The sequence below is a fragment of the Lacticaseibacillus sp. 22 genome (assembly GCF_055413445.1).
Map to the genome: position 1 here is coordinate 32683 of NZ_JBVAYD010000009.1, position 26240 is coordinate 58922.

The window sequence follows — 26240 nt, forward strand, 5'->3', positions numbered from 1 at the left end:
TAGCAAAAATGAATTTGATTCACCATCAACGGTTAAAAACATAGCTACTCGTATCAAATTAATAGTTAAGATAGGAGTATTACTTATGGCAAATTCTACGATCAGGCAGGCCGATATACTGTTAAGAGAGTGTACCGTTATGCAGGTAGCTACGCTTGATACCGATACCGGTTTTCCTAATATAGTTTCGCTAACACCACTTAAATCACACCGATCGCTGAAAGAAATCCTTTTTTACACTGATCGCGACACTACTACCATTCAAAACGTCCTAGAGAAGCCTGTGGTGGCTGTTTACTGCTTCAATGAGCTACACCACTCATCGTTGCTATTGCGTGCAAAGGCCGTTGTATTGACCGCTGAGGAGGCCATACCAAGCTTTACGGAAAGCCTCAATTCTTTTCAAAAATCGTTACAGTATGATCGACCCGTCATCATCCGTTGCAACCCACTAACCGTCAAGATCAGATACAACAATGACATCGAGTTCAGCAAGCTAAACGAAATCTAAGCTCAGTTCTTGGAGATGCACTTATGAATGGTCCAGTTACATTAAGTGAGGCACACTTCATTGGCCTCATCATTGTTCTTATAGGCGTCTACTTAGCCTTATTTGGCCACAAACACCGTTGGGTATATTGGCTCATTGACCCAGACAAACCCGGCAGCAGCCTCTGGTTGGCAGCCGTTTTCATCATTATCGGCGTGCTCATGATGATGGTTAGAAAGATGCAATAATACGACTTCATAAAGGGGGGCTAGTTTTCAGACAAAGAAATAGCCTTCCGCGGAAGGCTGCGTGGGCGATGAAGCAAAACTAAAAATTAAACTATTTGAAGGAGAATAAAATGGAAGACCATAATCTGCATGATGAGGCTGAAGCCGAAAAGAAACTGAGAGAGTATATCTATGTTGACACCGACTTAATGAATTCCTTATTAGCCCAGTTTGACGAAGGCTTGAGCACCCTGACTACGCGTATGAATGAGAAAACCTCCATACTGACTCAGGTCGCAACTAAAGGTGGAAGAAAATCCGCAAAAATTAGCGGCGGAGTCCCAGGGATAGCAAATGGTTCAGGATCGGCCGAAGATAGCCACTCTATGGCAGACGAAAGTTCAACACATAATAGGCATCAGTATTCAGAGAATATAGTATACGGTGATTACGGGGTCGAGATCCTTGAAGGCTATCTAAAAAAACAATTTGTTCCTGTTGAGAATGCGGAACCAGGAGACTTGGTACTTTACAAAGATAGCTTTTCCTTATACGACTTCGATTCTCTTGAAGCCGGTACCAACCCTGAAATTATTGATCCAGTGCTGAGATTGTCTACAGATAATGTTTCAGAAGAAAAGTTAGATGGTTACAAAAAACAGCTGAGAGTTATCCAAGCAAGGACAAGGAATGCCAGCAACGCGAAAATGCAAATAGATGACATGAAGAAGAAAATCCAAAAAGCAGAACAAAAGATAACAGAGGACAAAAGCTCGCAAGAGAATTTTAGAAGTGTTTATGCAATGGTGAACTTCTTTTCAAAAAGTATGCCGAATAGTGTCATTGTTTCCACTGAGCAAACCGTTGTTTTTGCACAAAAGTCTCTTTTTAGATTAAGCCCATCACAACTTCAAATGCTACAAAAAAATCCACGAACCCTTTATATAATGGGAATCGTGGAAAACAAATCAGATAATACAAATTGGAAACACCAAACTCTTACAAATTCTCAATTGGCACCCCGTGATATTGGTGCGATTGCAAGTTACTTGTCATCAATCGCATTGACTAACTTTGGCATTTCACAAAAAGAGGATTCTTTAAGAATTCGGCCTATCTCTATGTATTTTTAAATGTCGTTTAGGTCCTTGGTGTTCCGCACTTGGTTTGGTGGTCAGAGAAGCTTTCTTCATTTCACGATCAATCTCTTCTTGCATTTTCTGAATTTTAGAGTCTTCACGTTCGTAAGTTTTTTTAAGCGACGAATAAAGTTTAACCGCGTCTTGGATTTTGAAAGCCTTCATCATGCCACCACCTTTCCATGCAATCATAATATAAAAGTTGCAAACGGTCTACCAAAAGAATCTATCCATTTAGAACCAACGGAGCCTTGTTTTTAATGAGGCTTTTATTTTAAGGACATAACGAACATACGTTTGAATTACAAGCTCTAAGAGTTCAAAAGAAGTGCGATATCATGGCATCAATTAGCTCATATAAACTAAAAGATGGCAAAAAGGCCTGGGAATTCTATATATTCGCTGGTGTTGATCCGCAGACAGGAAAAGAAATAAAGATCCATCGGCGAGGTTTTCCAACCGAAAAAATAGCCCAGCAAGAAGCAACTTTAGCTGAGTCCGAAATAATCAGAGGCCACTCTCACTACCAAACTGAAAGAATTTTAATGGCTGATTATCTTAATCAGTGGATCACCAAGCTTAAGGTTAATGTAAAAGAGGGATCCATGATCATCTATCGATATAACCTCAAGAAATACATTATCCCCAAAATTGGGGATATTCGACTGGCCAAATACACGCTTAAGGAACATCAGGAGTTCATCAGCAGTCTATTCAATGATGGCTTGTCTCTTAACACAGTAAAGCTCATCAATGGAACATTGCACAATGCGTTAAAAAAAGCCGTTGCAATTGGTTACATTACCAAAAACCCTACCGTTGGTGTCGAGTTCAGTGCGTATGCTAAAGACAATTCCAAAAAACTTCACTTTTGGACAAAAGATCAAGTTGGATCTTTTATAGAAGCAGCTGAAGAAGATAAAGAGCCCATGTGGCTATCATTCTTTGTGACGCTGATTGACTGCGGGCTTCGTGTGGGTGAAGCCATGGCTCTTCGCTGGTCAGACATTGACTTCAACAAAAATACCTTATCAGTCAATGCAACACGAATCTATCGTGCTGAAACTGGATCAAACGCTGGCAAAATAGCGCTTGATCGTCCCAAAACATTAAGCTCTAAGAGAACCGAATACATGACCGCTCGAGTAAATGATCTTCTTCAACAACAATATGAGCGCCATTTCAGTCACGGCAATGTACAAGGTTTTCGGTTTTCTACTAGCCACAATAACGATTTTGTCTTCACCTATTCGTCTGATGCCAAGTTTGGACAACCGCTCCGATCTCGAGCAACTACCGGTGCTTTTAATCGCATCACCAATCGGGCTGGACTTCCTCACATCCGTATCCATGATTTAAGACACACGCATGCCGTTTTAATGCGTGAGGCAGGATTAAGCCTTGATGACATCAAAGATGATCTTGGGCATAAAGACATTTCAACCACTCAAATCTATGCTGAAATCTCTCCGGCAAAAAAGAAAGAAAACCATCAACAATTCGAAAAATACCTAAATCAGTGAACACAAAAAGAGCTCCAGAACCTGTGTATAAGTCCGAAGCCTTCACCAAAACTTCACCACGGACTTTTCTAACATGATTCTGGAGCTCTTTATTTACCTTATTTCAAAACGCGCAAGCCCTTGCGATTAAAGGCGTGCGTTCAATTCCTTGGTCATATCCTCATAACCCGGACGGCCGAGCAACGCGAACATGTTCTTCTTGTAAGCTTCAACACCAGGCTGGTTGAATGGGTTGATCCCGTTCAGGTAGCCGGAGATGGAAACTGCCGCTTCAAAGAAGTAGATCAGATAGCCTAAGGTGTAGGCATCTTGTTTCGGAATGGAAATGGTCATAACTGGGACGCCGCCATCTGTGTGGGCCAGAACAACGCCTTCGTAAGCTTTGCGGTTAACGAAGGACATCTTCTTGCCAGCCAAGTAGCCGAGGCCATCGAGGTTTTGAGCGTCGTCAGGAATGGTTAGGTCGCGGTTAGGTTCTTCAACCCACACAACGGTTTCCATCAGATTGCGGAGACCTTCTTGAATGTATTGGCCGAGACTGTGCAGGTCAGTACTGAAGTTAGCGCTTGAAGGATAGATGCCTTTTTGATCTTTACCTTCAGATTCGCCCATTAATTGCTTCCACCATTCGCCAAGGTATTGCAAGGTTGGTTCGTAGTTTTCGAGCAGTTCGGTGGTGTAGCCTTTGCGATATAAAATGTTACGCAAAGCTGCATACTGATAGGCTTCGTTTTCTTTCAAATCAGCTGATGCATAGGCTTTTCGACCATCACCGAGACCGCGCATCATTTCGTCAATGTCGCCGCCAGCAACTGCGATTGGCAACAAGCCAACTGCTGACATCACTGAGAAGCGGCCGCCAACGTCATCAGGAACCACGAATTCTTCGTAGCCTTCCGCATCGGCTTCTTGCTTCAAAGCACCCTTGGCCCGATCGGTTGTCGCATAAATTCGTTCCTTGGCACCATCTTTACCATACTTTTCGATTAACTTAGCCTTCAAAATACGGAAAGCAATGGAAGGTTCAGTCGTGGTACCGGACTTGCTGATGACGTTAATCGAGAAGTCACGATCGCCGATAATGTCGAGCAAATCAGCTAAATAAGTACCGGAGATTGAGTTACCCGCAAAATAGACTTCTGGGAACTTCAGCTCAGGATCAAGGTTACGGAAGGTTTGGGAAAGAAAATCAACTGCCATCCGTGCGCCTAAATAAGAACCGCCAATCCCAATCGCAACAAAGACCTGGGAATTGCCTTGAATCTTCTTGGCCGCAGCCTTAATCCGGGCAAATTCGTCCTTATCATAATTGACTGGCAAATCGAGAAAACCACGGAAATCCTTGCCGGCACCTGTACCTTCACGCAATTCCTTGTCAGCTGCAGTTACTAACGGCTGCATCTGTTCAAGTTCATTCGCGTGAACGAACTTATCCAGCTTAGATGAATCAAATTTGATGTACGACATCGTGTGCGTTCCTCCTCTAAATACGTACCTTACCGTGAAACTTTTGATCAAACCGGCATCGCCATCAAAAATAGCGGCACCGCTTCCAACCAAAAGTTTACGCCAGTGCAGTACGCTGTTCAAATTCACACTCTAACAAGTTAACTTTAAAATTGAATTTGTAAAAAAGCAAGCAATCCAGCAACTTCTCATCAGATTACTTTGCTTTCATGATCCCTAAAACGACCCCGCCAAGAATGACGAGAGCCGAACCGCAGCTGACCCAGATCATTTCCTTACGCGTCTTATGCTCACCAAGTAAGTAAATGGATCCAAACGTTGAAATAACGATGCCCATTTGTGAAAGTGAATAGGAAACTGCCAGTCCGACATTTGCCATTGACAACAGCATGAACACATTACCGGTCCCCCACAAGAGTCCGGTTAAAACATTCTTCGCAGTGGCTTTAGCAAAAGGCTCATGCCCGATACTCATCAACAAAGCGCCAATAATCATCCCAAGCGATTGCGGCATCACCACTGCCAAAGCACCAAGCTGGCCGGCATTGACAATAATCGTGTAGCCGGCATAACCTGCTGTTGAAATCAGTAACGTCCGCAAACCCTTAGCGACGCCGGTTTCCGAGGTGAAGTCATCATTTTGCTCCCGCCGCGAAGTCAACGTCGCACCAATAATTAGTAACGCCAGCGCCAAGATGCCAAGCAACACATCACGGCCAGTATGCCATTCATGAAACAGCAATGCACCGGCCAACGTGGTCGCAATCAGTTGCATGCCGGTTGAAATTGGCATGGTCATTGAGACACCCATATATTTCATAGACTGAAACTGTTGTCCCTGTCCTAATGCCCAAAATAACCCCGAAATAATGCCAAGCAGCCAGGTCTTAGCGTCAAGAACCGGATGCATGATCAATAACGTGCCAACGCCAAAAACCAGCGCGCCAAACGTCATCCCCAAAGTCTGCTGATAGGCATTGCCGCCAAGTTTGCCACTGACCAAGCCAATGGAACCCCAAGCAAGTGCCGGGATCAACGCAAGTAAAAATACCATAATGCGCCTCTTTCTTTATCGTATCGTTTAACTGAGTACGAATACACCTGCTTAGAAAACTTCATATAAACGACTTTACACGTGAGATGAACGTGGGTTTCTTCCATAGAAAGTCTTTATACAGAAGCGCCTGCAGATATACGCGCTTTTTATCGAAAATAGAACACAAAAAAATATTCTATCGTTCTTTTCCCAGCAAAACAAGTCGAATTTTTCGCGCAGGTAGGCGGTTAGTGCTGGGAAAAATTGCTTGACTGCTTCAATTGAAACGACCGCCGTCTTAACCTTTTGGATGCAATAACCGGTAAAAGGCATATCCCAAAATAGCGCCGATAACATTAAAGATGACGTCATCAATATCAGCAACGCCGCTAATCAGCAAGAATTGTAATGTCTCGATACTTAATGATGTGATAAGTCCGATCCCGACAACGGCAAACAAGCGCCGCCGATGCACACTGACCCAAGGAATGCCAAAGCCCAGCGGCATAAACCAGGCAACATTGCCTAACGACTGATACCATAAGTCAAAATGACTGGCGGCCTGCCGCAATTTCAGCGTTTCGACCATGGGCTGTAGATTAATGACAGAAAGTGAGCGTTGCCAATGAAAAACCAATTGCCACGGATAGTACACATCGCGAAAAACCGTGAGTGCAAACAGTAGCATCAAATAGCCGACAAACAATCCCAATTTCAGTTCGCGTCCGAATGTCGTTCGCCGATGATGTCGAACCAGCCAGAGGCATCGCAAAACGGCAAACACTAATAGGTAAAGGATGGTCTTGTCCAGACTAAAAATAATGAGCCGCACCAAAGGAAAATGGTTCACCTGACTCAAAGACGTTGAATTAATCCAGTTATAAAATGGCCCCAAAAAAAGCATGGCGATACCTCCAGTTGCCATTGTAGCAAACACAACGCGTGATACCCACAAGCGTTGCAACTTTTAAAGACTCCATAAGAATCAGCCGTCAATGCCTAGGTTAAGGCAAACTGCGGTACGCTATTGAATACAGCAATTATCATTGGCGGTTCCCCGTTCACCAGCCCGGAACCTGTACATAAGAACCTTAGACGCAATGATCAAAAGCCTGTGAGCACGCTCAAGGTTACTAGTCTGCTTTTACGCCCATAACGCGCTCCCCGGCGCAGAAGTCTGCGTGTAAGGACCTTATCCGCAATGGCCAAGACCGGGCCATTACGGATAAGGCCGCTTACACTCCGACTTCTAACCGCGCCGGCTCGCGCTTACCGTCTCTTTTTGTGCAATTGCCGTTTTGCGGGTACAATGACAAAGAACAAAGTGGAAAGGAGTTGCCGCTTTGAAACGGTTACGACTCAATCAACTTTTACAATGGGTACGCAATACTCGAATCGGCTTCTTAGCCCTGCTGCTTTTTTTATTGTGGGCAAAAACGATTTTCGGGTATTTCGTTGACTTCTCGCTCGGGCTGAATGACCCGCTGCAGTATACCCTACTCATCTTAAATCCGCTGGGAACGGGCATCATTCTCCTGTCATTAGGGCTATACCCTAAGCATGCCCGCCGCGGTTACGCTATTGGCCTGCTCGTCTACATATTAAGTACGTTATTATTGCTCGCCAACATCCTTTATTATCGTGAATTTACCGACTTCTTGACGGTCACAACGATTCTTGGTGTGTCAAAAGTCAGCCAAGGACTCGGCGCCAGTTCTTTAAGCATGGTCAAACCCCACGATTTAATTTATATTCTGGACATTGTGATCGTAATTTTAGCTTATTTAGGTTACAGCATCTGGAATATTTGGCGTTACATCCATAATCAACGGCTTAAGTGGCCGCATTTTGGGCTGTCGTTGGATACTAGCCGCCTGCCCTTCCATCTGCCCCAAGCGGTGACGGTTTTTGGCATTGCCTTTTTTGCTTTGATGACGGCAGTGAGTGAAATGAATCGACCACAGTTGCTGACGCGGACCTTTGATCGTAATTACATCGTCAAATATCTCGGTTTGGCGCCTTTTACAATTTACGACGCAGCTAAAACGGCGCAAAACAATCAGGTACGGGCTCAGGCAGACAGTGCGAATCTCGATCCGGTTCTACAATACACGCGTTCGCATTATGCTGCTCCTAACGCTAGCTATTACGGAGCCGCTAAAGGCAAGAACGTGATCATCATTCACCTTGAAAGCTTCCAACAATTTCTGATCGGTCAAAAAATCGATGGTCAAGAAGTAACACCATTTCTGAACTCGTTGATTAAAGAAAAAGACACGTTAAGCTTCAATAATTTCTTCCATCAAGTCGGACTCGGCAAAACCAGTGACGCGGAAAATATGCTGGAAACCAGTACGTTCGGGATTGCCAATGGATCCTTGTTCAGCAGTCTGGGAACGGAAAATACGTTTGAAGGCGCCCCGGCAATTTTAAATCAACGCGCTGGCTATACCAGTGCTGTCTTCCATGGCGGCTCCGCTTCATTTTGGAATCGCGATAATGTTTATAAGAGTCTTGGCTATAACAATTACTTTTCCGGTAACTTCTATAATCATGATGAAAAAGCGGCCACCGAATATGGGATTAAAGATAAATTGATGCTGGCAGAAACACCGAAGTATTTAGAGCATCTCCAGCAACCGTTTTACACTAAAATTATTACGACCAGTAACCATAATCCATTTTATATTACCCAGGCGGATTCGGATTTCCCGGATGCCGGCACTGATGACGCGACGATCAACGGTTACTTCAAGACGGCTCACTACCTCGATGAAGCACTAAGGGAATTCTTTAATTATCTGAAAGCCAGTGGTTTGGAAAAGAATTCACTCGTGATGCTGTATGGCGATCATTTTGGCATCAGCAACGATCGTAATACCACCTTAGCGCCATTGTTAGGTAAAGATGCCAGTGACTGGAATGGCTTTGACGATGCCCAACTGCAGCGGGTTCCGCTAATCTTCCACATGCCGGGTCTTAAAGGCGGCGTGAACAATACCTATGGCGGTGAAATTGATGTTCTGCCGACGCTACTGCATTTGCTTGGGATCAGCAGTAAGCGCTACGTCCAATTTGGTACCGATCTGCTTTCCAACCAGCATGACAATGTCGTTGCTTTTCGAAATCACATTTTTGTCACGCCGAAGTACACTGTTTTAGGCAGCAAAGTTTATGATAATACGACTGGCAAGCTCGTCACCATGACGCCAGCCTTACAAGCAACCATTGATAAGGAGCAGAAATCAGTCGACACGCGGCTCAGTCTATCCGATGACGTTGCTAATCGTAATCTATTGCGTTTCTATGTACCATTAGGCTTTAAACCGATTAATCCCAGCCAGTATGATTACAATCAAAGTCTCAGCAATGTGCTGTCAATTGAACACGGTCGCGGCAGCAAGAGCACGAGTCTTTATAGCGAAAATAACGACCAATCAACAACCGGACTTTATCAAACCGATGCGCCTGAATTAGCAGATGACACCTCACCGATCACCGATTTTCCGGAAAAAGTTCAAAATCAAACCGATTCATCCGCTAGCAGCAGTGCATCTAGCAGCTCCAGTACCCTCAATATCAAGAATAACCAGCTCAAATGAATCAAATAACATAGTGAATGCTCGGTTTATGTTCACACTTTGTTCAAATTCATTGCTTATACTGCTTGTGAGGTGAACGGGTAGATGCATTTCTTTGAGCGAACGTTCTCGGGTTTCCGTTATCATCGCCGTTATTACTTTGTGATGATGCTGCTGTCAGTTGCGTTCTGCTTGATCAGCATCATGCTGATAACGAGTGAAATGATCGACCAATCCGCACAAAGCGCTTTTTTACAGCGGCTAAATTCTTTTGGTGCCCAAAATAAACAAACGATTCTGCTAAGTACGCAAGTTGGCCAAGCCCATATTAAAATGATGCAAATCACGCAAACATTATTAAATCGTGTCGTCATCATTAATGGTGTTTGCTGGTTGATCGGGACGGCCTTGCTGTGGTTTCTGCGACGTTCTGAAACCGATGCGCTTTATTTGGTCGGCAAAAGCAGCATGTCCATCGGGTTACAATATGCGTTTGAAGCATTTTTCAGTTTCTTAATCAGCTTTATCATTAGTGTTTTTCTGATTATTTTATTTAATGATCAGCTGATTCAGCTTCTGACCAATGCGAATCGTTCTGCTTTTGGTCATCTTTTACAGGAAGGCTATCGTGGAATTGACATGAATCACGCCTTTCAGCAACTCTTTGCCCGTCACCTAACTGGCTTTACGCGTGAAACCTTATTCTATTACGGCGGTAAAACGGACGACCTCACCCAACCGGCCGGCTTCTTGACAACATTGAGAAACGGCCTTGGCGTGATTTTCGTCACCAATCTAGGCTTGGTAACCCCGCTTTCGATTATTCGCAAACGGCTTGTCATGCCGCGTTAGGAGACAGCTATGTTATTTCGGTCAAAGCAGCTTGATATCTATCGTGAAAGACTTGCAAAGCTTTTCGCGCCCAAAACGATTCAATATTTATACGTCCCGGATGAGGAAGCACTGACCGCATTACGCGACCAATATATCAAGGATTTTATTAATGGTGGCCTCATCAAGCAACTTGCTTTCATCAGTAGTCGCGACACTGGTATCTTGGATTATCTCAGTGTTCGGAATAACCTTTGCATCAATGGGCACACTAAGCATACGGACTTTTTGCCGGAATGGCTTGCCAATACTTCTCCGGTTCTCGATCAACCCGCGGCCACTTTAAACACGTTGCAACGGATCTATTTGCAATTTTATCGTGGTTTGATGGGTAAAAAACGATATTTACTATTAAGCGGTCATGCCGAGATTTTTGATCCGCAAGTTACCCGCGAGTTCTTAACCGAAGCCAACCATGCTTTGCAACAAACCGAAAGCTGCTTATTGGTCCTGACAACCGATCAATCGCTGCTCAGTGCCAATCCTCAAAATGCTTGGCAACAACCACCTGTCTTATCATTACATGCCGTCACCAAATGACCTTGCGAAGTTACATTGCAAGGTCTTTTTTTGCGATTATTGTCACCGGCACCGATTTTGAAAAGTTAGCGCTAGCGTACCAGATAACGACTGTCGTTCAAATTTAAAATTTAAACACAAAAATTGACCCTAGAAAAATTCTAGCGTCAATTTTCGTTATCATATTCTGAGCAAACTTGTGAAACTAAGCCAGTCCAACGCGCTTGAAGATTTCATCAACATGCTTGAGATGATAGTGATAATCAAACGCATCGTCTAAGTCAGCCTCGCTTAACCGGCCCATAATTTCCGGATCGGCTTCTAACAGCGGCCGGAAGTCGCGGTGCTCGTCCCATGCAATCGCGGTCTTAGGCTGAACTAGGTCATAGGCTTGTTCCCGACTCAAACCACTTTCGATGAGTTTTAACATCACTCGCTGGCTATAAATCAAGCCGTGTGTGAGGTTCATATTGGCCTTCATCCGCTCTGGGAAAACATCCAGATGATCCAAAATACTCGTGAAACGGTGCAGGATGTAATCTAGCAAACCGGTTGCGTCCGGCAGCATGATACGTTCGGCACTGGAGTGGGAAATATCGCGTTCATGCCATAGTAGGACGTCTTCTAGTGCCGGCGTTTCATAGCCGCGAATCACCCGCGCCAATCCGGAGACATTTTCCGAGCCGATTGGGTTACGCTTATGCGGCATCGCACTGGAACCTTTTTGACCCTTATTAAAATGTTCTTCGACTTCATGTACTTCGGTCCGCTGCATATGGCGAATCTGCAAGGCAAACCGTTCAACTGAGGTGGCAATCAGGCCCAGCGTCTGAATGTAATGGGCATGCAGATCACGCGGCAATACCTGAGTTGAAATCTCCTGTGCGCGAATGCCTAACTGCTTGGTCACATAAGCTTCCACAGCTGGCGGCGTGTTGGCAAAAGTCCCGACCGCACCGCTGATCTTTCCTGCTTCGACATCACTTGCCGCATCTTCAAATCGCCGAATATCGCGATTCAGTTCTGAATACCAAGTGGCAACAACCAGACCGAATGTTGTTGGCTCAGCGTGAACCCCGTGTGTCCGTCCCATCATAACCGTATCTTTATGGGCTTTTGCCAGTTTCGCCAAACTTGCTTTTAATGCGGCTAAATCCGCACGTAGAATCTGGTTAGCCTGTTTAAGTAAGTAACCTTGAGCCGTATCGACCACATCGGTACTGGTTAAGCCAAAGTGCACCCACTTTTTCTCTTCGCCAAGGCTTTCGGAAACGTCCCGCGTAAATGCGACCACGTCATGGTGCGTGACCGCTTCGATTTCGTGGATTCGATCGACATCAAACTTGGCGTTGGCCCGTAAAGCTTTAACATCGGCTTCCGGAATTTCGCCTAGTTTCGACCAGGCTTCAGCCGCTAAAATTTCAACTTTCAGCCATGCAGCATAACGATTTTTTTCTGACCAAATTGCCGCCATTTCAGGACGACTATAACGCGGAATCACAGGTGGTTTCCTCCTCTATTGTAAGCGCCATGTTCTATACTCATCATCGTATCACCGGTGAGCGTGCCGACTTTTCCATGCAGCCGACACGCTCGAGAACCTTCACTGAATCACAAAATGTCCCGTGGCATTGATACTGTCTTTTATCGCTTTCAAATCACCAACGATTTCAATCTCGCCGACTAACTCATTGCCAGTCGGATAGAAAGCAAACCGCCAATCCGGCTTAATTTGAATCTGCGTCAAAACCGCATCCATGTCTTTTTGCCGTAACGGAATCGCAACGCCATCTTCGGCCAATTCCAGTTCTGGCAGCGGCCAGTCGAGAATCGCGCGCAGATGTAGTTCATATTCCGAAATATCGCTGGTACATTGCATGAGGTGACCATACAATTTTGGCCCCGGGAAAACCCGTTTGACGTACAGGGTCCCGTTAGCCGCCAAGAAAAATTCAAGACTGAAAATGCCATTATAATCAAGCTTCTTGGCAATTTTTTCTGCAATGCGGCGAATCTCAACAATTACCGCCGGATCAACGTCAGCCCGAACCGAAGATGCTTTGAGTTGATGATGTTCAAAATAATTCTGAATCACCGGCCCAATTCGGATTTCTTTATCGGCCTTGGCGACCATGACGGCAACTTCTTTAATATTTTGCAAATAGGCTTCCAAAATGTACGGACGCTGCTGCAGCAATTGTTTGGCACGATCGACATCCGCCGGGGTTGCCAGCAACAACTGCTGATCCACGCCCATCCCCTTTTGAATTGGCTTCAATAAGGCCGGATAGCCAATGGTGTCAATTGCCTCATTAATATCGCTAGGCGTGATGACTTGGGTATATGGCAGAATATTCATGTTGAGATCGTCAAGAAAGACCTTTTCCAAGTACCGATCCTGGGTCACGGTCAAAATATCGGTTCCTGACGGCAATTGACTGCTGGTTGCTAATTCAGCCAATACAGCGCCGTCAACGTTTTCATCGGTAAAGGTCATGACCGTACTCAGTTGCGTCAACTCTTTTAATGCTTCCCGATCATCCGCTTGCCCGACCAAAGGAATATCGGCTTTTTCCAAAGCAATATCCGTTTGCGTCGGTGCTAAAACCACAGTCCGCATGCCCATTAAGCTAGCAGTATCAGCCATGCGAAAAGCTGATACGCCACCGCCAATAATGCCGATGGTTGCGCCTGGACTAATAAATTGCGTCACAATTGTTCCTCGCTTTGACTTTATTTGTCTGAATCCTGTTCGTTTAACCCGCGATCAACCGGCATTTCAGGATGACGACTTGGTGAATTAAACAACCAGTTCAACAATACCGCACTCAGACTTGTCATCAAAATTCCTGATCCAAACAACAGTTGAATGGTTTTTGGCAAGAACTGAACAATATGCGGCTGTACCGTTACCCCTAAGCCTAAACCGATTGAAATCGCGGCAACTAGCAGATTCTTATCATTTTCAAAATCAACTTGTTGCAGCATCCGGATACCTTGCACCGCAACCATCCCGAACATCACCAGCATAGCACCACCAAGAACCGGTGCCGGAATGATCGTTGCCAAGGCGCCGATTTTCGGCAGCAACCCAAGGATAACCAAGAAAACTGCCGAATAAATCACTGGCTTGCGGGTTTTGATTCCGGAAAGCTGCACCAACCCGACATTTTGTGAAAAAGTTGTGTACGGGAAAGTGTTGAACAAACCGCCGAGTACCACGGCTAGGCCTTCTGCGCGATACCCGCGTTTCAGGTCATCTGCTTCAATTTTACGCCCGACAATATCCCCTAGTGCAAAGAAAACGCCGGTACTTTCAACCATAGACGTCATTGAAATCAGAATCATGGTCACAATTGAGCTCCATTCAAACTGTGGAACCCCAAAGTAAAATGGCGTCGGGACGTGGAACCAACTTGCCTCAATGACTGGCTGAAAACTGACTAAGCCGAGGAACCCGCCTAAGACCGTGCCCGCAATCAAACCGACCAGAATCGCGATTGAATGCAAGAAGCCGCGCCCCCAGACATTAATGGCCAAAATCAGTAATACCGTAAATGCGCCGACAAACAGGTTCGTCATATTGCCGAAGTCTTTGGCTGTCGTCGAACCCCCGCCTAGATTCTGGAAAGCAACCGGAATCAGCGACAGACCGATCACGGTAATCAAGGAACCGGTCACCAGTGGCGGAAACAAAAAGCGCAGTTTAGAAAACGCGCCGCCGATCAGAAAAACAAACAGGCCGGCAACAATGATGGCGCCATACATGGTTTGGAAGTTAAACTTCTGCCCAATCATAATAAGCGGCGCCACTGCCTGAACCGCACACCCCAACACAACCGGTAATTTAATGCCGAAATATTTGTTACCAAACACCTGCAAAGCCGTTGCAATCCCGCACATGAAGATATCAATCGAGACAAGATACGTCATTTGCTCAGAGGTAAAGTGCAACGATGCCCCAATCAAAATCGGCACCAACACTGAACCCGAATACATCGCTAATAAATGTTGCAGCCCCAATGCCGCTGCTTTTGGATTGGAAATTGTTTTATTCTTCATCTTCGAGCCTAGTCCTCCGGTTCAAAAACAACCTGACCGTCTTCAAATGCACGAATCCGCGCCAATGATTCCACGCGAATGTGCTTGTCATCCAACAATTTGCGGCCTTTTTGAAAAGTCTTTTCAATGACAATGCCAACGCCGCTTAAAGTTGCCCCAGCCTGATCAATAATATCCATTAATCCTTCAACTGCTTGTCCGTTAGCCAAAAAGTCGTCAATAATCAACACATTGTCATCAGCCGACAAAAACTTCCGCGAAATGGCAATCTCATTGGAAGTCTTTTTGGTAAACGAGTAAACCGTTGCCGTGTACAGGTGATCCTTCAACGTCAGACTCTTATGCTTGCGGGCGAACACCAGCGGCTTGTGAAACGACATCGCAGTGGCAATCGCCGGGGCAATCCCAGAACTTTCAACTGTCAAAATCTTTGTAATCGGCTCATTGCTGAAACGCCGGTAGAATTCCTTACCAAGATCAGCCATTAAATCAGGATCAACTTGATGATTCAAAAAGTTGTCCACCTTCAATACGTCTGTTCCAATAACCTGGCCATCTTTTTTAATCCGGTCTTCCAGTAATTTCACCACAAGCACTCCTTTTATTTGTAAATTTTCAATCAGCTTACCATAAAAAACGCCGTGGAACAATACAAGCTCACTAATTCCCGAACAAACTAAGTAGCCGCTTTCACAGCGATAAAAGAACGAAACCCCCGCAATTTGGCGCTACCATAACCAAATAACGAGGATTCAATAATCAACAAAATACGAACATTCAATTGTCATACTGAGTCAGATTCCATGCTTCGATCAAATGAATCAGCTTCTGAGGATAATCCGGATCAGTGGCATAGCCGTCCGTCTGCAAAGCCGAGGCAGCAGTCTTATAATCTTTTGCGGCCCGCACCGTTGCATACTGCTGCGGATTCCAGTCGGTACCGTTAACGAATAGCAAGGCATGATCACGAATCGAAGCAGCATCATCGCTATAAACCCGAAACCGGCCGTCAACCGTGATCCATTTGTCATTAACGTATTCCTTCGTCCGTAATACTTTCGTGGTGGCAGGATCCGTCCCTTTAATGCCAAATAAGTTATGGTAATCCTTGGCTAACGTGCTCGTTCCCCAATCAGACTCAAGAATCGCCTGGGCCAGCGTAATGCTCGTCAAGACGCCATACTGTTTCTGCATGGCCTGGGCTGTCGGTACCAATCGCTTGATAAAAGCCTCTTTCTTCGCTTTTTCAGCCGCCTTCTTATCGACAATTGCTTGGCGTTGTGAAACTTCGGCTTGCCGTTGCGACCAATACGAGCTGACAACCAACATTGAACCAACCGCAAAAAAAGCGATGACCAGCCAAGCCGCCAATGGAACCTTCTTTAAGGTAAAACGTCGGCGCTTTTTCGCCAATAGCCTTACTCCTTTGTCTTATCCTCACGCGTCAACAACAATTTGCGGCGTAACACGATCATGTCCTGTAATCGCAAGCCATCAGCATAAACCGGCTGACTATATTCATCAAAAAAATGCTTGCGAATCGAATCAAATCGAAACCCGCGGCGCATATAAAACCGAAGATTATCAAAATCAGCATCTCCGGTACCCACCAGCATATCCTGATATTTCTCGGCGTACACCAAACTGACATGCCGCAATAATCCTGACGCAATCCCTTGACGGCGGCGGGCAGGCGTGACCGCGAGATTCTTCAACTCTACCGTGGTCGCATTGACCGCCACCACCATGGCAACGCCAACCGGCACCTGCTGATCAGTGGCCGCAAAAAGTGTCCCTGCACCTAAATAGCGCTGAAGCATCGCCGGATCTTCATCGCCCACCAACAAGAGATCCAGATATTGGAGTCTTGCGTCAGGTGCTACTTCTTCAAATCTTAACATGTGCCCCCCGCCTTCCATAGCCCAATCCTAAGCTTATAACTGCTACCTATCAGTTTACCATGAACAGCTGCTTATGAAGCTCTCCATCGCCAAAAAAGGCCTATATCTTTAGTGTTGATATATCACCAATGCCAAAAAGTGTAGACCCCTTTTTGAATGTTTGATAGACAGACATAAATGAACGATCTTTTAATGTATCCAAATACCCAACCTGCCTACTGATATGGGATCTGACTATCACTATTCATGCCAGGCGTCCTCACGTCCAATTGGAATATCATTGTCGCCAATATTTTCTTCCAGCATTGCCTGACGTAAATCGTAGCCAGCATCACCCCTGAAGATATGATGCTTAACAGGTAGCAGGCTGATGACGCCATTTTCGTCAATAATCGGTTGATATTCAACGTTTTCGCCAATATTGAATGAACGCTGGAATGGTAACCACAATTGAGTTTCCTAGCCGATAAGTTTTAACAGTCATGCTTGTCACCCTTTCGCCTGTAATTATATGTGTCATTACAAACCACGTATATGTGTCATTACAAACCACGGCAATACTTGTGCTTTACGGTGATTGAACTTACGTGTTATCTGATCCCGAGTTTGCCAGACGGGACTTCTGAGCCTTGAAGCGCTAAACGCTAATCACCTAATCAAAAGAAAAAGTGTACCATTTTGAAATAAAATTCAAAATAGTACACTTTTGTTTTGAAACTTTTAAATTAGTCTTTGTTAACGTTAACCGCTTGTGGGCCGCGATCGCTGTCTTCAACTTCAAACGTTACCGCTTGGCCTTCTTCAAGGGTCTTGTAACCTTCGCCTTGGATTGCGGAGAAGTGAACGAAAACATCGCTGCCATCTTCACGTGTGATAAAACCGTAACCTTTTTCAGCATTAAACCATTTAACTGTGCCGTGTTCCATGAGAACATTCCTCCTTGCGCCTATTGACGCATGATAATATCGTGTATTTCTGTTTGGTACAAGTGGAAGAAAGTCCTGAAACCATGCAACCACGACCATTCAAAAAGTACATGTTTAGTCTAACATCACGGTAAAAACCAAGCAAGTAGAAAGGTGAGCATGAACCGGCGCGGTTAGAAGTCGGAGTGTAAGTGGCCTCGGACGTGATGGCCCGGGCTTGGCCATTGCGTTCGAGGTCCTTACACGCAGACTTCTGCGCCGGTGAACGCGCTATGGTAACCGCAACCTACCCAAATCTCAAGTCCTAAAAATCCGCCACCTGTCATTCAATTCTGCGAAGAAATAATATGATTAAAATTCCGCTTCAACTGCAACAGCCGGGAAAAATCCTCCAGAAAATAAAACAACCGGGCGCGACTCTCAAAAGAAGCGCGATCCGTTGGCAGGGGTGAGGCAGCAAAATCACGCTGAATTTTCTTCACCATTGTCACCAATTGCGCTGCCGGATTGTCTTCATTCAAAACACTGGCTGTCATCGCCAAGGCATCACTGATCACCGCCGCCTGCATCACCGGCGTTTCAATACGATCCAAACTATCTTGCATCTGCCGCAGCAGTTCATATTGATTCGCGCGCATTTCAAAATAAGCCTGATAGTAGTCGTTTTCAGACAACAACTGATTGTCGCTATGTCGATTTGCCCACGCAACTGCTGCGTCCAGCGTCATCTTCAAATCAGATAAATTAGCCCAATTGTCCGCACTTTTAAGCTGATCTGCCCCTAACTGCTGACTCATATGATCAATAATTTCACGCATCTCGGCTTCGACTTGTTTTTGAAAGCCCATGATCTTAGCTTCAAGACTTGGCATAAACAGATTGGCAATGAGCGCCACCCCGGCCCCGATCGAAAGCAGCAAAAGTTCGTTTTTAATCCAAAACCAACTGCAACTGCGCGCCATCATAAAATGCGTTACCAAAACGGCAGTCATGACAATCCCGCTTTGGACCGCGAACACATTGGTAATCGGAATAAAAATCACCAAGAAAACGCCAAAAGCAAACGCATTGTAGCCTAAAACCAAGAACGCCCCGATCGCAATCACGAATCCTAGCAGCGTGGCTAATAAGCGGTAGGCGACTAACCGAAACGACGCCTTCGTTGTGTTTTGCACTGACAAAATAGTAATAATGCCGGCAGCGGCCCAATATTCCAAGTGCAACGAATAAGCGATCAACATCGCCGCTGCTGTCCCTACCGCTGTTTTGATTGTGCGCATCCCAATGTGCATCGTCATCACCCTCCACCTGTCAGTTTAGCATAGGAACGCATCAAACCAGTTACACCACAAATTTTTTAGCCCGCCCGTCAGCTATGTGCGCTCAGATATCTGTTATTTTACCGTTAGCCGCGGCTGTCGTCACGTAAACTTTCCACTGACCGACCACCTTAGTATGATCCTTGAAAATAACTTGTTGCCGCTTCATTTTTCTCGTATCCTGAAGAAACAGGATTCAGGGGTGAAATTTATTTGCAATCCCCCTGCTGCTAGTATTTCAGCCGGCTTTACGCTACCATATATTTAGAGGAGTTGCTGATGAAAAAAATACTCATATGGCTCGCGGGTCTGGCACTTCTGATTGCCGGATGTTCGGCCACTTTAAACCCTAAACAACAATTAAAAACCACAACCGCTACCGTTCAAACACAAGTGCAAAAAGAACAAGCTGCACTAAAAATTATTGGCGATAGCGTCGGCGCGTTTCCATCAACGTTTGAAAAAGCGTATCAAGATCATCCCGATACAGATTTCAGAAATGATGACGGGCCCGTTAAAAAACTGCTCGCCAAACGTGCAGCTGCGTTCAAACAGCTTGAGGCGGCCAACACTGCTTTGGTAAACGCCAATAACACGCTCACTAAGTTAAATAACCAGCCGACCGATGATACCCCTCAAACTCAAGTCAACAAAGTGCTAACAAGTCTGAAGCTCGCCAAATTGGATCACAAAACGCTGGTTAGCTACTACCGCGAAATGCAGACAGCAGAAGATGCCTTTTTTGATAACACTGCTGACAGTGAAGAGACGTCTCAAGCCGACCTAGAGACACAAATTTCCCAACTAAACCAATATTACAGCTCACTCAATCAGCAAATTGATGTCATGACCGCCAACCTGACAACCGTATCAAGTCAGGCCGATAGCTTGGCCAAGGCCGTTAAAACGATGCATGATGATTGAGTATTGATTTTGCTAGGAATCATCAACTTATTAAGAGAATTAACTTGAAATTGAGGAGGCCGTTTCATGCCGCAAAGCGTGGCAATTATTATTCCCTGTCATAATGAAACCGAAAATGTTCCACTGATTTATCAGGCATTGATCAAGACTTTTCGTGAAAACTTGCCGCAATTGCAACCGCAAATCTGGTATGTCAACGACGGTTCCACTGACGATACCCTCGATCAAATCAAGCAGTTGCAAGCCAAAGACGATCAGGTTCATTATATCGATCTTTCCCGCTCATTCGGTAAAGAAGCAGCGATGTATGCCGGCCTTTCAACCGCGAAAGCCGACTACTATGCCGTCATGGACGCCGACTTACAGGATCCGCCATCAATGCTGCCGGATATGTACGCAATTTTACAAGAAGGCTACGACATGGCTGGAGCTCAGCGCGTGGATCGGTCTGGCGAGGCTCATCTGCGTTCCTTCTTTTCGGATATGTTCTACAAATTCATCAACAAAGTGTCGCAAACGCAAATCGTTCCCGGCGCGCGCGATTTTCGCTTAATGACGCGGCAAGTGGTTGAAGCCATTGTCCAAATGACCGAGCGTAATCGGTTCTCCAAGGGACTTTTCAGCTGGGTTGGGTTCAAGACTAAGTATCTACCTTATCGCAATATTGAACGCCAACACGGCCAAACGAGTTGGTCGTTCTCCAATTTGCTCCGTTATGCTATTGACGGCATCATCGACTTCTCCGATGCCCCATTAACGTTTGTTTCTATTGTCGGCATCACCAGCTTCATTGGCGCGTTCATCGCCCTCATCTTCATCGTTGTCCGTGCCGCTTTGTTCGGCGATCCAACATCCGGCTGGCCTTCCATGGTCTCGATCTTTCTGATGATCGGCGGCCTGCAGCTCTTTGCACTTGGCATCGTAGGACGTTATATCGGTCGCATCTATTTGGAAACCAAAAGGCGCCCCATTTTCATTGCACGCGAGATTAAGTGAATAAGGCAAGCCGACTTTGCAAAATCAAGGTCAGCTTGCCTTATTTTTCTGGTTATATCGCGATGCCACCGACAACACTTTCCGCAAGCTCACTAATCCAGCATCTCGTCCACATCCCGATGCCAACGAGCTTGCATGATTATCCACCAAGCCAAAAAGACAAACGCAGCGGCCAGCGATAGCCACCCGGTCACATGTTGCAGGATGGTTCCTGTGTAAACCACCCGCACATGATGCGTGCCCGCGGGAGCATGAAGCGTGATACGGGCAAGTTTGCCACTTGGGTGATAGGCAGTTGGGCGGCCGTCAACCGTCACCGTGTAACCAACATAAGCAAACTTAGGCAATCTTAGCGTCACGGTACGCCGACTCGTGTACGAAAATTGCATGTCATTGTAGTCTTGGGTCGGGGTGGTAACACGCTCAAGGTTATGTGAAGCCAAAACCGTCTGATGATTCTTCTTAAAGAATGTGGTCATGTCAAATTCTCGCGGCGCATATTCACTTCCGCCACCGGTAGAATCCTGATAGTACGAAACCGCATTTTTATCTGTAATGCGGTAAGTGTTGGCATTGATCATGGTCGTGTTGATATTAACGGCATAGCTGAAGCCGACGATGCAAGTCGCCAGCACCAACCCCAATGCTAATGGTTGCGGTTGCGGCCGATCTGCAACCAAAAGACCAAGCGCCAGACTGAAGAATAAGGTCACTAACTCCAAATATCGCCAAGGAAATTGAATCGTGCCTAACACGGTTTTGCTAAATAATGCCCACGGAAATAAATCCGTGCTTAGAAAAATACCAATAAAGCCCAAACCAGCCGCAACTTTGACTGCCCGCGACAACTTCCCCCAAAAAATGGCGAGTGCAATGCCCGTCACAAGCATCAAGACGCCAATCCCCGGCCGAAAAGCCTGATTGACATTTTGCATGCTGCTGGTTGAGGCATACATGCTCAATGAATTCGTGACTAAATCACCTAAGTTAAATTGAAGATAATTGGGCCAAATCGTTGCTGAATCCGCGAGTTTAAGTGACAGGTGCCGGGAAAGTTCGACCATTGGCAAATAACTGCCTAAGCCCATCAACAACGCACTCACCGCTGCCATGGCCGTATATCTGACCATGCGCCACGTTACCCGCTGCAACGCCACCAAAACCAGGAATCCGCCGACAAGAAATACCAACACCATCACGAGTGACAACATATGCGCGTACATCAACCCAGTCACGCCAAATGCCAGCAAGAACCAGTTACGCGACTGCTTGGCATAAATTTCATACATACCTGCAGCAATCACCGGCAAGAAAATAAACGCCAAATTCTCGCCCAAAGCCCCGCGTACAAAGGCATCCAAGGCCCGATAAACCGCTGTTGTGTAAACCAGACTAAAGACGAATCCTGCCAGTGGCTGCCGGCGAATCCGCAAAAAACTAACGTAAGCCGTGACCACAGTTGCCACTAGAATCAGCGTCTGATAGCCGTAATAAGCACTGACAATCCCCATCCCTGCCAGTCGCAACCAGACATATGGTAATAACAACAATGACGGGTAAAAGGCATCAAAAGCATAGCCGAAATTGCGTACTTCTTCGGGAAAGACTTTTGGAAAGTAGCTACCATGCCGGACGCTGGTCACATAACTCTCCATTCGGCGTAACTGCGGCATCGTATCATCCTGATGGAAAATGTAGGTCAGATGTAACTGCGGCCACTGGACAAGCAACACCAAAATAATCGCTAAAAGTGGCAATAGCCAGATTGCATTGGCCTTAAGCTGTGAAACTAAACCCGAATCTTCGGTATCCGCGCGCATGAAAATCCTCCCGTTAGTGCTTTCCCAATATTGTAACTTTCAAATCGTAAGTTGTCATGTGTGCCGAGGAACGGAGCCCTTGCCATAACGCGCTCCCCGGCGCAGAAGTCTGCGTGTAAGGACCTCAGGCGCAATGACCAAAGTACGGTCATCACGCCTGAGGCCACTTACACTCCGACTTCTAAGCGCGCCGGCTCGCGCTCAGTTCCTGACGATCGCGTGCCGAGCCATTCTGCGTTATGATTTAATTAATAGTTAAGGTTACCTGATTTTTTAACCTGCTATTTCGCTTGCTATCATAATTAATAACAATATTTGATTTTCAAGGTTTTCAAAAAGGAGTCCTCGTCTGATATGTCGCGTTCAAACAAACAATCAACCTGGCCACTACTGTTCATTAGTTTCGGCGTCACTTTTGTCATCAGCCTCATCGTTTTTGCGGCTTTAAAAATGGCTCCGTTTGGCTCATCATCCATTCTTGCTAATGACTCGGCCGTTCAATATGTCGACTTCTTTACTTACCTAAAACACGCACTGCTGGGTACTGCCGGTAAAGCTTATTCTTTTTCCAATAGTCTTGGCGGCGGTATGTATGCCAACTGGACTTACTATTTGCTAAGTCCGTTTAACCTCGTATTTGTTCTGGTTCCCCGCTCCGCATTACCGGTGGCGGTTTTATTCGTGACCGCGCTTAAATACAGCACCGCGGCCATGGCAGCACAAGCGTTGGCGAATTATCTGACGGGCGGCCGCTGGTATAGCTTTGTCTTCAGTATTAGCTATGGTCTATCCGGATTTCTGGTTGCCAACTTTTTGAATATCATGTGGATGGACGGGGTAATCCTGTTACCACTCGTGGTCTTGGGCATTGAACGATTATTTGATGAGCAACGGCTGTTACCTTATGTCATTCCGCTGAGTCTGGCATTCATCACCAATTATTACATTGGCTTCATGGTCGCCATTTTTGCGGCGCTTTACTTTGGCTGGCGCTGGGCGATTCAACATCAACTGCAATTACTGCGAAAAATCAGCCTATTCGTTATTGGCTCGTTACTCAGCGGTATGATCGCGGCGGTCGTGCTCATTCCAACCTATTACGCGCTGAGTGCTTCCCGCCTTTCCAGCGCCGGTGCTGATTTCAGTTTCAAAGCCTTGTATTCGCTGATCGACTTGCCATCAAAGCTACTTCCGGGCAGTTTCAATTTTGATCAGCTCTCCAATGGCCTGCCTAACCTGTATATGGGCATGATCGGCCTATTAGGTGCCAGTTTTTATTTCCTTGCTCGGACGATCCCGGTTCGTGAACGCTTGATTTCGGCCGGCATGACATTACTCTTGATATTATCCATCTGGCTCAATCCTCTCGCCATTATCTGGCAAGGGTTTCGCGCGCCGGTGTGGTATTTATACCGCCACTCATTCATTGTCATCTTCTGGTTCTTACTACTCAGTCTCCGTGGACTCATGCAGCTGCGATCCGTGTCCCGGTTACGTTTACTCCTCACCAGTCTAGTCGTCGGCGGGCTACTCATCATCCCCGCCGCCTTGCGCATGGGAACACACAAATATGTCACCTTACCGCATCTGATCCTCGCTGGCATCCTTCTCCTAACCGCCACCGTGCTGCTCTACAGTTATGCCACCCGCCTATTCCCGGTAAAATGGACGGTTGGCGCACTTTTGGCTTTGCTTGTCATCGACTTAGGCGCCAATGCCTATGCCAGCCTTGGCGCCATCAGTTTCATCTCCAAAGCCGACTTCACCGTCACCAGCAAAGTGCTCAGTGCCGCTTACAACGACGCCAAAAAGATCGGGCCATCCGGGTTCTATCGCATTAACGCCGACACCCAACGCTCCATGGACGATCCCTACCAATATAATTTCAACGGGATCAGCACCTTTTCATCGGTTTTAAACACCAGCACCATCAATACCCTCACCAATGTCGGGGCAATCGGTTCAGCCGGGCGGGTCAAAAACAATGACCTCACCTGGCCGCTAGAAAGCTTACTCGGCGTCAAACAGTTATTACTCCTCAACACAACGAGTAAAAAAGTCGGCACTTCCGAGTATCAACAAGCTTCCTCGCGCAATATTTGCAATGCCCGCTATGATTTGCCGGCTTACAAATTAGTCGGTCACAACCAGCTCTTTAACATCTACAAAAATCCGGATGCCTTACCCGTGGCCACCCAGATTTTCAGCAAAATTCCAACCCAAGTGCAGGCAAACCCGGTCCTGCAACAAAATGCTTATTTTGCCACTTTGACGAACCAGCAAACGGCCCCGATCTTCACCACTTCTGATTTCTCCGGGATCAGTGTCGATAACGTCAAACCGCTGACCACCCTCACCAATGCCGTGGCAACCAAGGTAAACAAAAAGCTTGGGGCCAGCATTACCTTGAGTGTCAACCCTAGCAGCGAGCAGCAATATCTCGTGATGGGTGAAGGCATGCGCAAGGATATGACCATCAGCATTAACAACATCCCCCTTAAAAATGATCCCGACAACGGCTCCAAGACCGTATCGTTGCCACTTAATGCCACGAAACCGACCACCGTCACCTTGACCTTCAATCGCGGTTTCAGCCAAATCGACCTCGATCACTTTGCGCTGTATACCCTTAACCGCCAAGCCTTCAAGCAAACGGTTAAAACCGCCAAAGCCAACGCACCTAAGCAAACCATCCAAAACGGCCGTCTATCGTTAACCACGCAAGAAAACAACAGTGGCTACATCATGCTCACTATCCCTTACGAAAAAGGCTGGCAAGCAGATACCCAGTCCGTGAAAATTCAAAATTATCGCGGCTTCATTGGGATTAAAGTCCCTAAAAAAGCCACTACCTTTACCCTCACTTACCACACCCCGGGGATACCGCTTGGGTGGCTGGTCACCATCATGGGGCTGACCGGCCTCGCAGCCCTCATTTTCTATGAATATCACCCGCGTTTTCACAAGCGTATGGTGACTGGCGGCCAGCCTAAAAATCATTAGCCGTAACAGTTTGATTAAACATTCGCCGCTGAGATTATTAAGCATGAACATGTTGGTATTCATTTTAATTTTATGTACAATTTAATTTAACTTGCTATTTATCATTTATTTTTAGATAAATAATAAATAGTTGGATACAAACAATGCAAAAAGCAATCTTATCGGGTTGCTTTTTATTTTTGTATCCGTTATCATACGCTTAACAGCTGATATCACATCTACTGTTACCGGGTAAACAGACAGAACTTTGATCATCGTTTTATCGTTCAAACGATCTTCTTGGCTATGTCTGTTTTTTTACTGCCAATAACAGGGTTTATTTATGAAGGGGGTTATTCATATTGCAAGTACAAAAGCATGACTGTCGCACGAGCAACCAGTTGAATAAAGGATTCGGGCATCAACGCGGCAAAATG

Annotated in this window: 23 protein-coding genes and 1 pseudogene; 10 read left to right on the forward strand and 14 right to left on the reverse strand. The window is 46.0% G+C overall.

Translation table 11 applies throughout. The features are described 5' to 3' along the window. The first annotated feature begins 85 nt into the window (after positions 1-85). From ACWP87_RS06245 to ACWP87_RS06255, 3 genes are all read left to right on the forward strand, one after another. Positions 86-511 carry a pyridoxamine 5'-phosphate oxidase family protein gene (locus tag ACWP87_RS06245; protein ID WP_015764910.1) on the forward strand — a complete coding sequence of 142 codons (426 nt, stop codon included), beginning with the start codon at positions 86-88 and terminating at the stop codon, positions 509-511. 23 nt (positions 512-534) lie between these two features. Continuing rightward, positions 535-738 (forward strand): hypothetical protein, encoded by a 204-nt coding sequence (locus tag ACWP87_RS06250; RefSeq protein ID WP_005716134.1) that lies wholly within the window; start codon positions 535-537, stop codon positions 736-738. A gap of 110 nt (positions 739-848) precedes the next feature. After that, positions 849-1850, forward strand: coding sequence for a DUF6414 family protein (locus ACWP87_RS06255; RefSeq protein WP_014569456.1), 1002 nt, complete (start codon positions 849-851; stop codon positions 1848-1850). Here ACWP87_RS06255 and ACWP87_RS06260 read toward each other — a convergent pair. Continuing rightward, positions 1818-2048 carry a hypothetical protein gene (locus ACWP87_RS06260; protein WP_223804796.1) on the reverse strand — a complete coding sequence of 77 codons (231 nt, stop codon included), beginning with the start codon at positions 2046-2048 and terminating at the stop codon, positions 1818-1820. The two genes, ACWP87_RS06255 and ACWP87_RS06260, sit on opposite strands and share 33 nt — an antisense overlap. A 146-nt stretch (positions 2049-2194) precedes the next feature. On the opposite strand from ACWP87_RS06260, the gene ACWP87_RS06265 reads away from it, so the two are divergent. Continuing rightward, positions 2195-3379 carry a tyrosine-type recombinase/integrase gene (locus ACWP87_RS06265; RefSeq protein ID WP_014569455.1) on the forward strand — a complete coding sequence of 395 codons (1185 nt, stop codon included), beginning with the start codon at positions 2195-2197 and terminating at the stop codon, positions 3377-3379. 126 nt (positions 3380-3505) lie between these two features. On the opposite strand, the gene ACWP87_RS06270 is transcribed toward ACWP87_RS06265, so the two are convergent. The 3 genes from ACWP87_RS06270 to ACWP87_RS06280 form a co-directional block, all read right to left on the reverse strand. Beyond that, the gene (locus ACWP87_RS06270) at positions 3506-4846 is read right to left on the reverse strand and encodes a glucose-6-phosphate isomerase (RefSeq protein WP_005685831.1); all 1341 of its coding nucleotides are present in this window, start codon (positions 4844-4846) and stop codon (positions 3506-3508) included. 196 nt (positions 4847-5042) lie between these two features. Further along, positions 5043-5900 (reverse strand): GRP family sugar transporter, encoded by an 858-nt coding sequence (locus tag ACWP87_RS06275; protein WP_014569454.1) that lies wholly within the window; start codon positions 5898-5900, stop codon positions 5043-5045. A gap of 280 nt (positions 5901-6180) precedes the next feature. Then, a complete protein-coding gene (locus ACWP87_RS06280; RefSeq protein WP_014569453.1) occupies positions 6181-6786 on the reverse strand; it encodes a VanZ family protein in 606 nt (201 codons plus the stop codon). Between the two features lie 439 nt (positions 6787-7225). Between ACWP87_RS06280 and ACWP87_RS06285 the strand changes: the two genes are divergently transcribed. From ACWP87_RS06285 to ACWP87_RS06295, 3 genes are all read left to right on the forward strand, one after another. Continuing rightward, a complete protein-coding gene (locus ACWP87_RS06285) occupies positions 7226-9484 on the forward strand; it encodes an LTA synthase family protein (RefSeq protein WP_014569452.1) in 2259 nt (752 codons plus the stop codon). 84 nt (positions 9485-9568) lie between these two features. Continuing rightward, entirely contained in the window at positions 9569-10315 is a 747-nt protein-coding gene (locus ACWP87_RS06290) for a hypothetical protein (protein ID WP_014569451.1), read from the forward strand. Positions 10316-10324: 9 nt separating this feature from the next. Beyond that, positions 10325-10894 (forward strand): hypothetical protein, encoded by a 570-nt coding sequence (locus ACWP87_RS06295; protein WP_005685821.1) that lies wholly within the window; start codon positions 10325-10327, stop codon positions 10892-10894. 184 nt (positions 10895-11078) lie between these two features. Here the strand turns inward: ACWP87_RS06295 and purB are convergent, their stop codons facing one another. The 9 genes and pseudogenes from purB to ACWP87_RS06340 form a co-directional block, all read right to left on the reverse strand. Next, a complete protein-coding gene (purB, locus tag ACWP87_RS06300) occupies positions 11079-12374 on the reverse strand; it encodes an adenylosuccinate lyase (RefSeq protein WP_014569450.1) in 1296 nt (431 codons plus the stop codon). Between the two features lie 102 nt (positions 12375-12476). Continuing rightward, positions 12477-13586 (reverse strand): ATP-grasp domain-containing protein, encoded by a 1110-nt coding sequence (locus ACWP87_RS06305; RefSeq protein WP_014569449.1) that lies wholly within the window; start codon positions 13584-13586, stop codon positions 12477-12479. 20 nt (positions 13587-13606) lie between these two features. After that, positions 13607-14935, reverse strand: a complete 1329-nt coding sequence (locus ACWP87_RS06310; protein WP_005688928.1) for a nucleobase:cation symporter-2 family protein — start codon at positions 14933-14935, stop codon at positions 13607-13609. A gap of 8 nt (positions 14936-14943) precedes the next feature. Then, entirely contained in the window at positions 14944-15522 is a 579-nt protein-coding gene (locus tag ACWP87_RS06315; RefSeq protein ID WP_005685816.1) for a xanthine phosphoribosyltransferase, read from the reverse strand. A gap of 190 nt (positions 15523-15712) precedes the next feature. Continuing rightward, the gene (locus ACWP87_RS06320; RefSeq protein ID WP_005685815.1) at positions 15713-16348 is read right to left on the reverse strand and encodes a glycoside hydrolase family 73 protein; all 636 of its coding nucleotides are present in this window, start codon (positions 16346-16348) and stop codon (positions 15713-15715) included. Positions 16349-16353: 5 nt separating this feature from the next. After that, positions 16354-16836 (reverse strand): GNAT family N-acetyltransferase, encoded by a 483-nt coding sequence (locus ACWP87_RS06325; RefSeq protein ID WP_014569448.1) that lies wholly within the window; start codon positions 16834-16836, stop codon positions 16354-16356. A gap of 240 nt (positions 16837-17076) precedes the next feature. Further along, positions 17077-17320 (reverse strand): annotated as a pseudogene (gene mazE, locus ACWP87_RS06330) (type II toxin-antitoxin system PemI/MazE family antitoxin). A 241-nt stretch (positions 17321-17561) separates the two neighbouring features. Then, positions 17562-17762 carry a cold-shock protein gene (locus ACWP87_RS06335; protein WP_005685812.1) on the reverse strand — a complete coding sequence of 67 codons (201 nt, stop codon included), beginning with the start codon at positions 17760-17762 and terminating at the stop codon, positions 17562-17564. Between the two features lie 326 nt (positions 17763-18088). Beyond that, positions 18089-19054 carry an aromatic acid exporter family protein gene (locus ACWP87_RS06340; RefSeq protein WP_014569446.1) on the reverse strand — a complete coding sequence of 322 codons (966 nt, stop codon included), beginning with the start codon at positions 19052-19054 and terminating at the stop codon, positions 18089-18091. A gap of 306 nt (positions 19055-19360) precedes the next feature. Between ACWP87_RS06340 and ACWP87_RS06345 the strand changes: the two genes are divergently transcribed. Together ACWP87_RS06345 and ACWP87_RS06350 are read left to right on the forward strand one after the other, a co-directional pair. After that, positions 19361-20005: a YkyA family protein gene (locus ACWP87_RS06345; protein ID WP_005685809.1), complete on the forward strand. Its 645-nt coding sequence runs from the start codon at positions 19361-19363 to the stop codon at positions 20003-20005. A 66-nt stretch (positions 20006-20071) separates the two neighbouring features. After that, entirely contained in the window at positions 20072-21001 is a 930-nt protein-coding gene (locus ACWP87_RS06350) for a glycosyltransferase family 2 protein (protein WP_014569445.1), read from the forward strand. A 92-nt stretch (positions 21002-21093) separates the two neighbouring features. Here ACWP87_RS06350 and ACWP87_RS06355 read toward each other — a convergent pair whose 3' ends face one another. Continuing rightward, positions 21094-22821 carry a glycosyltransferase family protein gene (locus ACWP87_RS06355; RefSeq protein WP_014569444.1) on the reverse strand — a complete coding sequence of 576 codons (1728 nt, stop codon included), beginning with the start codon at positions 22819-22821 and terminating at the stop codon, positions 21094-21096. A 354-nt stretch (positions 22822-23175) separates the two neighbouring features. On the opposite strand from ACWP87_RS06355, the gene ACWP87_RS06360 reads away from it, so the two are divergent. Further along, entirely contained in the window at positions 23176-25824 is a 2649-nt protein-coding gene (locus ACWP87_RS06360; protein ID WP_014569443.1) for a YfhO family protein, read from the forward strand. Positions 25825-26240 lie beyond the last annotated feature (416 nt).